7 protein-coding genes are annotated in these 7,365 nt (G+C 56.6%); all 7 read right to left on the bottom strand.

What is annotated here, in order from left to right; all coding sequences use genetic code 11:
- Positions 1-134: 134 nt before the first annotated feature.
- Positions 135-833 carry a DUF2931 family protein gene (locus AACS18_RS01965; RefSeq protein ID WP_108613573.1) on the bottom strand — a complete coding sequence of 233 codons (699 nt, stop codon included), beginning with the start codon at positions 831-833 and terminating at the stop codon, positions 135-137.
- An 8-nt stretch (positions 834-841) separates the two neighbouring features.
- Positions 842-1,546, bottom strand: coding sequence for a DUF2931 family protein (locus tag AACS18_RS01960; protein ID WP_108613572.1), 705 nt, complete (start codon positions 1,544-1,546; stop codon positions 842-844).
- Entirely contained in the window at positions 1,546-3,522 is a 1,977-nt protein-coding gene (locus tag AACS18_RS01955) for a phospholipase effector Tle1 domain-containing protein (protein ID WP_108613571.1), read from the bottom strand. The genes AACS18_RS01960 and AACS18_RS01955 overlap by 1 nt, the downstream gene beginning before the upstream one ends.
- Positions 3,522-4,316: a DUF4123 domain-containing protein gene (locus AACS18_RS01950; protein ID WP_108613570.1), complete on the bottom strand. Its 795-nt coding sequence runs from the start codon at positions 4,314-4,316 to the stop codon at positions 3,522-3,524. The genes AACS18_RS01955 and AACS18_RS01950 overlap by 1 nt, the downstream gene beginning before the upstream one ends.
- Positions 4,313-6,355: a type VI secretion system Vgr family protein gene (locus tag AACS18_RS01945; protein WP_108613569.1), complete on the bottom strand. Its 2,043-nt coding sequence runs from the start codon at positions 6,353-6,355 to the stop codon at positions 4,313-4,315. The genes AACS18_RS01950 and AACS18_RS01945 overlap by 4 nt, the downstream gene beginning before the upstream one ends.
- A gap of 11 nt (positions 6,356-6,366) precedes the next feature.
- Entirely contained in the window at positions 6,367-6,654 is a 288-nt protein-coding gene (locus AACS18_RS01940) for a type VI secretion system PAAR protein (protein ID WP_108613568.1), read from the bottom strand.
- A gap of 183 nt (positions 6,655-6,837) precedes the next feature.
- A complete protein-coding gene (gene hcp1, locus AACS18_RS01935) occupies positions 6,838-7,356 on the bottom strand; it encodes a type VI secretion system effector Hcp1 (RefSeq protein ID WP_042019066.1) in 519 nt (172 codons plus the stop codon).
- Between the last annotated feature and the right edge of the window lie 9 nt (positions 7,357-7,365).

Below are 7,365 nucleotides of genomic sequence, written 5' to 3'. Positions count from 1 at the left end.
GGCCTGCCAGAAAGCACAGATGCTCTCGGCCAATTCTGCTGCCATGGCATGGTCGTTATCACGACGACAAATCAGATACTGGGCCAGCCAGTTTTGGTACTGCTTCATTGAAACCTCTTAGACCGCTATCCAAATCAATTGACCGGATTGGTATCCGTCTTAGGCTGTGCAGCGCGGTAAGCATCCATGATCGGAGCCCAAGCCATACCACTGGGAGTAGGGTATTGCTTGTAGGCATTACCGTATGCTTTTTCAAAATCGTCGAACCACTCTTTGTATACTTTGGTGACAGGATTTTCCTTGTCTTGCGAGGTTTGAATTTCCTGAGCAATCCCCCTGGCCAGCAAGATATCAGGCTTCACTTTAGCGTTGGTTAAAAATGCTTCCACATAGCCGCCGGTGGCCATACCTAAGCCAATGTTATCTCGGCGAACTTCACGCCACTCATCCCTTACCTTGATGCGATAAGTTTGCGCAATCATGCTTTCCAGTTCTGCTGGCAACGCCAAGCTAATGCGATATCGCTTTTTATCGTGGAATGAAATCCACTCAACTTCTACCCGATCGGGGGCGGGGTGAATATCACGACGCCCCTTGCCAATGCGCCAGCGATAATCTTTGGCCTTAAGAGCTTTAGGGCCGACAAAACCGGCAGAACCATTGGTCGAGGCATCCACCAACTTACCTTGACGATAAAAGAGTACCTCCGTCACCCATAACTCATCAGCGTTCGAACCCACCATATGGCGCCAGTCCAGTTGCTTGGGGCCTGTGGGGGCTGTTTGGCAGGCTGCGACTAACGGCAACAGCAGTAATAAGAGAACCCAGCGCATGGAGGTCATCATTGGACCGGGTCAATATCTGTTTTGGGCTGTGCAGCGCGGTAGGCATCCATCACGGGCGCCCACGCCATACCGGTGGGAACCGGGTATTGCTGGTAGAAATGACGATAGTTGGCATCAAAGTCAGCCCAAGAGTTCTCAAATTGGCTGGAGAGAGGGAAGCGTTGATCATAGGGATCATCCGTCACCTCTTTTGCTATCCCTCTGGCCAGCAGGATATCGGGGGTGACGCGAGGGTCTCTCAAAAACGCCTCGACATAGCCCCCGGTTGCCATGCCTAATCCAATATTATCGCGGCGCTCTTCGCGCCACTCGTTGCCGACCTTGACCCGGTAACGCTGCGCTATCATCCTTTCCAGCAGCGCGGCGGGTAAATCAAGGCTGATGCGATAGCGCTTCTTGTCGTGATATGACACCCATTCCAGTTCAACCCGATCGGGAGCGGGGTGAATATCACGGCGGCCCTTGCCTATGCTCCAGCGATAATCTTTCCCTTTGAGAGATTGGTCGCTAACTGACCTGATAGCCCCATTGGTTGAGGCATCCACCAACTCGCCTTGACGATAAAAGTGCACCTCTGTCACCCAGATCTGATCAGCATTGGTGCCCACCATATGCCCCCAATCCAGATCGTGGGGCACGGAGGGAGCAGCCTGGCAGGCGGTGACAAACGGTAACAGCAGCAACAACAATATTCTGCGCATTAATAACCTCCCTTTTGATTGTCTGTGACTTGGCGCACCTCTTGGTCGCCAACCCGATTGGGTTTATTGACCATCCCGGTATCTGCGCTGTAGTGCAAATAACCGAGCCGCAGTGCGTGATACTCCTGCGGCGAGAGGGTGCGAGTCAAATCAACCACCTCGCCGCGCCGTTTGGCTGCATCGACCCAGCGCGCATCGAGCACAGCTAGGTTTAAGGTGGGGTATGAAAGGGCGCTGTTCATCATCAGATCACGTCGCATGGGGTTCCATTTGTCGAACGGTACACCGGCATCCCGCGCAGCTTCCACCATCATATGGAGCGGGATGCGTGAATATTCGCCCTCCACCACCCGGTGCAGCACCACATCTACTTTCACTTCCTGCTCTGACGCGTCTTTGCTCACGGTCTCAGGACGTTGGGGGCGCACATTGAGGTAGCCCGATACCGTTGTGTTGTTATATGAGGAGAGCAGCTCAACGCCCTTGGCCCACCCCTGCGCAGCGCGCATTTTGGCATAGGCGGTTGCCTTGCTATATGCATCTGACTTGGTAGCCGTGCTGTAGCGCGATTCGGTTGACTGAAAGGTGGCGATCACCTTGTTTTCGGTGATGACGGGGGACGCGTAGTTGGGATCACGCAGACTCCAGCGGCTGTAATAGCCACCGCCAATATCGGAGTGAGCACCGGGGATGATCACCTCGGTAAAGGTAGCGGGCAGATCGCTGGCCAGATTTTTAATCCGGGTCAGATCAAAGTGATAGCGCCACTCATCGGCCGCAATAATATGCACCACCCGCTCGGCGCAGTTGGGGGCCAGCGTCACACTGCGTTTGCCCCACAGATAGGAGCTGATGACGGTATCAAACAGCCCGACAAACTGGATACGCACATCATCGCGGCTGCTCCAGTCAAAGCCCGCTTTCAGGGGGATATCGGGGGCATTAGCCATCGCTTCCACCAAGGGGTGGTCCCCCTTCTGGTCGATGCGATTGACAAACTGGCGGGCGGCTGAGGCCCCCCGGCTAAAACCAAACACATCGAACTCGACCTTGTGGATGCACTCGATACTGGGCAGAATTTCACTCAGTTGCTCTTTTATCTTCGCCACGATCTGGGTGCGGCACGCCTGCTCAACCCGCGAGGTGCTGGAGGTCTCTCCCTTGTCGGCCCCCGCCCCAGCCTTGGTGTCATCCTGCCCTTTGGCTGTGCCAATACCTTCTATATAGACAGGGATGCTCAACAATGGTGCTTTGTCACTGAGCAAATATAAGTCACTTGCCTTGCCAATATTGGTGATGTCATTTTTCTCACTGTTATTGAGACCACCCGGCAGCGTTCCCTCAAAGCACTGCTCTAGTAACACCGCCTGCTCTTGCGGGCTGCACTCGGCTAGTGCAGCCTCCAGTGCATTTTTCCCCTTTGCATGATTGAAGGTGTTATTGGAAGTGCCATCAAAGAACACCCCGATACGCAGGGTGGTGAGCTGATAGCCCTTCACCTCAATCACGTAGGAGTGCTTGGTGATAAAGCGCGGTGGTTGGGCCTGCCCGGCTTTCTGTCCTTCCTGCGACGACTGGGCTTGCCCGGCTTTGTGCCCTTCCGGTAGCGGCTGCTCTGGGTCAGTGAGGCAGAGGTCGCCGGTGGTCACTTTGACATGCTTGCGCTTCACGTCACAGTGCCCCCAAAACTTCTCGGTGTAGGCGGGGACCTGGCTGGTCTCGCCCTCCTTGAGGGCTTCACGGGATTGGGCTGCTTTGAGCCAGGGTTGGGTCTCCAGCTTGACCGTTACCGGCCCCACCGCAAAGCCTTCCACCAGGGTTGGGCCGTCTTTCAGGGTCACGGTTTGGGTTTTGCCAGTTTCATCGGTCAAAGTGGCCTTTTGGCCCTTGAACGAGCGGTTCTGTTCATCGCGAACGTCTATCTCAATCCAGCAGTTATATTGTTCACAGGGGATGCAGTATGGAGAAATCGCCATTAGCTGGCTCCTATCAATTCAGGGTGTTTGTTCAGCCAGTTATTCACCTGAGCCATTTCGTCGTCGGTCAGCATCAACGGCGCTCTGATGGCATCTATCGCCATCTTTGCCTGTAGAGCGAGAGCGCCAGCTACCACGCCATCAAGGACGTCGCCTACCAGCCCAACTTGATTGGCCTGCTTGAGGATGGTGGTAATAGTGGCTCCCGGATTGGGATGACGCGCCATCATATCCCCCATCCGTTGCCAGAGTTGGCGAGAGAGGATGTAGGCGTGACGACTTTCGTCATACAGAGGTGTCAGGTGGTGAGGCTGAATGCGAAACCAGGGCGCTTGGCGGTGCGTGAATTCAGCATCAGGCGTTCGCTGCCACACACTATCGTTGGCCCAGAGGCTTGAGCAGGGGCCGAGCACATCATCGAGATCCTGTTGACTCATGGTGGCCAGCATCTTGGGAAAGACCCGATTATCAGCATAACGCAGCCACATAACCTCACCTTCAAAAGCCACCTCTATCAGGCTTTGCCAGTGCTGCTGGACGACATCGATAGCCGCATCGCTTGTGACGTAGACGCCCCCCAGTTGCGGGTGAGCCGCAATAAACTCAGGAGCTGGGTCGGGCAGTAGCCAGGGGCCTTGTTCGGACTGCTCAGCAAAGGCGGTACCGGCAAACAAGGGGATGGCATTGGCACCACCTTGGTTGCAGTAGTCCGCTACTGCGGTGGTATCGAGCGCAGCATCGACGATGGCAAACAGTTTGCCGGGATATTGGCTGCGCCATTCTTGAAAAGTCATGCCTTACCTCCCTGGGCAAAGGGGCAGGGCTTCACCAACGGGGCCATGGACTCCATGCTCTTTTGAATCGCGCTCGCATGGATGGTCGCTGGTGGTGCGGGTGGCACCTTGACCGCCCCCGGTAAGCCGGGCATTTGACCAGCCCAACCGGAGCCCGAGCCGGGACTACCGCCAGAGTTCATCTTGATGGTGGGACCGACCAGGGTGACGCCACTGGGGTCAACCTTCACAAAGCTGCCGCCGACCTTGAGGGTCAGCTCGGAGCCTGCTTCCAGCACAATCTTGTTACCGGCCTTGATGTGAACCTCTTGGCCCGCCTCAACCAGCAGCGACTGGGCCAGCTTCTGGTGCAGGGACGCATCGACCGTGAGCGAGTAGTCCGCCTTGATGTGGTCGCGCTTCTCGCCCTCCACCGTCAGGTGGTCGTTGGCCTTTATGCGGGTCACCCGCTCGTTGTCGATGTCAGTGTGCTGGTCGTGCTTGATGTGCCACGCCGCATCATTTTCGATAAGTACGTTCAGGTCTTTCTGACCGTGGATGTAAATCTCTTCCTGACCCGCCTGGTCTTCGAAACGCAGCTCGTTAAAGCCCTCCCCCTGATGGGTTTCGGTGCGCAGCACGGTGCGGGTCTTGTTGGCCGGTAAGTCGTAAGGTGGCCGGTTGGTGGCATGAAAGGTGCGCCCCGTCACGATGGGCTGGTCGGGGTCTCCTTCCAGAAATGAAACTATGACCTCATGACCAACACGGGGGATGGCCATCATGCCGTATTGGCCGCCAGCCCAGCCTTGGCTCACTCGCACCCAACAGGAGCTCTGGTCGTTGCTTGAACCGTAGCGGTCCCACGGGAACTGCAGTTTGACCCGGCCATGCTCGTCGCAGTAAATCTCTTCACCCTCGGGGCCAACCACGCTAGCGATTTGCGGGCCATCCACCATGGGCTTGTGGGGCGCCTCGGGGCTGCCGATACGGGCGCGCCAAGTGGTGCTTGCCTTCACTACGCCAAATTCGTTGTGGTAGACGGTGGGACCGCTGCCACCCTCTTCCTCCAGCGCCTGCGGCTGTTCACCGGTATGGCGGATATGGACGATTTGCCAGTCGGTGTTGAGGCCGCTGTTGGGGTGTTCGGTGAGCGAGAAGAACTGTCCCGGCAGCAGAGCTGCGCTGTTGGACTTGCCACTGCCTGCCACTGCGTCATTGCGCAGCGCATCGAGCCGGTGCTGGGCAAACGCCTTGCCACTCGGGTCCTCTTTGTAGCGGCCAGGATAGTCAAAATGCTGGTAGGTGTCCCGTTGATGCTCGAGCTCTGCCCCCATTTTCTTCTGAGAGAGGCCGTAAGCCGGGGTTTTAAAGCTGTAGTCCTTGAGCTCCACATCTGAAGGGCGCACTGATTCGCGGTAGTGGAACTGACGCACATAGGCGCCCTGTTCCAGCGAGCGGTTGCCGAGGTTGAAGAAGAGCTCGGGGCCTGCAGTTAGGGCTGCCGCGTCGTCGGCAAACACGATGCGGTGTTTGCCTGCTTCAAATTCGTGGAAGTAGAAGAGCCCCTCTTCGGCAGCGAGGCGATTCACGAAATCGAGGTCGGTCTCCCGATACTGCACGCAATATTCGCGCTGGGCATGCTCATTCTTGAGCGCAAAGGCGTAATCGGTAATGCCGTGCTCTTGCAGCAGGATACTGAGGATTTCATCAGGCTTCTGGGCCTGAAAGATGCGGGAGTTCTGGCGCAGCCCCAGCCGCCATAAAGCGGGTTTCACCTCAATGCTATAGCGGGTGCGGCGAAAGCCGCTGTCCCCTTGCGCAAACTCACTCACTACGCCGCAGACCCGGCGTTGCAGCTCACCGTTGTACCACACCAGCAGCTCACAGGGCTGGTCCAGCACGGCACCAAAATCGATATCCGGTTGGTGGCTGGCCACCTCCAGATGGAGGTTAAATGGGCGGTTCAAGCCCTCATCAAGCTTGAAGCTCGCGACAGCAAAGGTACTGTCAGCCAGCGCCCCAACCTTGACGGTGAATTGTAATCCTGTGCTCTGTGCCATGACCTTGCTCCTTATCCTGCTTGCCCACTGCCCGAACCAATTACCACGCCACCACAATCCACCGCTGTGCCTGTAACAGCGATGGGCTTGCCGTTCACCAACACAGAGCCAACACCACCGGCAATGGCCCGTGGGTGCGGCGGGTTATTGGGCTTGTCGTGGGGCGCTAGCGGGTCGCCTTGACGGGCAACAGGCTTACCATCGAGAAAGACATCAGGACTGGCCGCTGTCACCGAGGTCGGTGGAAAGCCATCGTGGTCGGTGCCGATGTCACCGAGCAGTGCAATGGAGGGACACATAACTTAAACCTCTTGTGTGCTTTGCCATCACTCCGCCCCGAACCTGAAAAACAGGGGGATGGCAAAACATAAAAGCCCCAGCCTGCGGGATTAATCAGGCTGGGGAAACATCTACGTGCTACGGATACGGACCACGTGGACTGCACTTCTAGAGAACTAAAACAAAGAAAGGAAAACGAGCCGTTACGCCTCGATAGGCGCACGCCAGTCGTCAGCACCAGAGGTACCGGCAACGGTGTGTTCCCAGTCAATCTTGCGGTAAGCAAGAGAAACCTGGATCAGCTGGGTGAAGTCAGACTTCGCCGGGTCTTGGCAGTGGGGCATCTGGCAGTCGATGTCAACGATGGTGGCATCGGTCAGCACAGTAGAGAAGAAGTGCTCTTGCTTGCCCTCAACGGAGGTGCGGTACCACTTCAGGGTCACTTTCGGCAGCATCTCGCCGGACGCCAGAGAGTTGTACATCAGCGGCACGGCTTTGTTCAGGGCAACGGTGAACTTGAACGGCTTGTGGACACGCTGACCGGCAGGCTGACCGGATTGCGGGTCAGTCGGGACGGTTACTTGGTGATTGAACTCTTGTACCAGCATCTCGTCTTCGTGACCTTGAACGAAGATGTTGCCGACGGAATCGGAGGTGAAAGCACCAGCGGTGATGTTGCCCTGGGTTTTACCTTCGATGCTGATATAACATGGAGTTGGCATGTGTATGCT

Origin of the sequence: Aeromonas sp. HMWF015 (genome assembly GCF_963878965.1) — a bacterium.
GTDB classification, from domain to species: domain Bacteria; phylum Pseudomonadota; class Gammaproteobacteria; order Enterobacterales; family Aeromonadaceae; genus Aeromonas; species Aeromonas veronii.
This window is presented reverse-complemented; position numbering and strand designations above follow the sequence as displayed.

Coding starts and splice junctions, on each gene's coding strand:
- hcp1 (WP_042019066.1), bottom strand. CDS start 7,356: ATGCCAACTCCATGTTATATCAGCATCGAAGGTAAAACCCAGGGCAAC.
- AACS18_RS01955 (WP_108613571.1), bottom strand. CDS start 3,522: ATGGCGATTTCTCCATACTGCATCCCCTGTGAACAATATAACTGCTGG.
- AACS18_RS01960 (WP_108613572.1), bottom strand. CDS start 1,546: ATGCGCAGAATATTGTTGTTGCTGCTGTTACCGTTTGTCACCGCCTGC.
- AACS18_RS01950 (WP_108613570.1), bottom strand. CDS start 4,316: ATGACTTTTCAAGAATGGCGCAGCCAATATCCCGGCAAACTGTTTGCC.
- AACS18_RS01965 (WP_108613573.1), bottom strand. CDS start 833: ATGCGCTGGGTTCTCTTATTACTGCTGTTGCCGTTAGTCGCAGCCTGC.
- AACS18_RS01945 (WP_108613569.1), bottom strand. CDS start 6,355: ATGGCACAGAGCACAGGATTACAATTCACCGTCAAGGTTGGGGCGCTG.
- AACS18_RS01940 (WP_108613568.1), bottom strand. CDS start 6,654: ATGTGTCCCTCCATTGCACTGCTCGGTGACATCGGCACCGACCACGAT.